Origin of the sequence: Photorhabdus sp. S10-54 (assembly GCF_963878145.1) — a bacterium.
GTDB lineage: Bacteria > Pseudomonadota > Gammaproteobacteria > Enterobacterales > Enterobacteriaceae > Photorhabdus > Photorhabdus kayaii.
The window spans coordinates 1-643 of record NZ_CAWNXG010000166.1 but is presented as its reverse complement, the minus strand read 5'-3'; the positions used below and the strand labels follow the sequence as shown (position 1 = coordinate 643).

Sequence of the window (643 nt, the reverse complement as noted above, 5' to 3'; positions counted from 1 at the left end):
CCGATATGGGAATTCCCATATCGGAACGAATTCAATTGATTACGGAGGCTGCGCATAGCGTGGCCTTTTTACTTATACGACGCTGATCACCCGGAACTGAATCCGGGCTTTATTCGCTGATTGGGTGATTATTGTGATGCGTGCTTATTGGCGGCAACCATAGCCGGCAATGTGAATGCGTAAAGCAAAAATGTTTCTACGAAATTAAAAGGAAACCATTGGCATGAATAATTTAACTCCGGTAGTTAATGAAATTAATATTGCGCTCCAGCATTCAAAGCGTCCTGAGATTACGCTGTTCCGTTATTATCAGACAGCCTCAGAGGCTATGAAGAGTACTATCGTATTATCAATGATAGGGAAGCTTATAGAGCAGCAAAAGCGACTAAGCAAAATATAAGATACGTATGAAATCTACCATTTATCACTACGCATAGGCCACGACTATTCGAGGCCTTTTTCTTTTCACGCCCGTACTTGCGGGGACTTAATCCCCAACGGGGGTGGAAATATGAGACTCATGGACAAGCAACCAGACATCTGGGTGCAGCTATGGTTATGGCTGCTATCAGTCAAAGAACAGGGTATAGGTGCAATACTATCGGGGACAATGGCTTTTCTCAGGGGTCGCTATAACGGCGGG

General features: G+C 44.5%; 2 protein-coding genes. Both read left to right on the top strand.

The genetic code is table 11. From position 1 onward, the window contains the following. Positions 1-223 precede the first annotated feature (223 nt). Entirely contained in the window at positions 224-400 is a 177-nt protein-coding gene (locus AACQ83_RS24335) for a hypothetical protein (protein ID WP_158537820.1), read from the top strand. 111 nt (positions 401-511) lie between these two features. Continuing rightward, positions 512-643: phage holin family protein (locus AACQ83_RS24330; protein ID WP_192881260.1), on the top strand; the 132-nt coding region annotated here is incomplete at its 3' end.

Excerpts from the sequence above, each read along its gene's own strand:
- AACQ83_RS24335 (WP_158537820.1), top strand. The coding sequence starts at position 224 with ATGAATAATTTAACTCCGGTAGTTAATGAAATTAATATTGCGCTCCAG.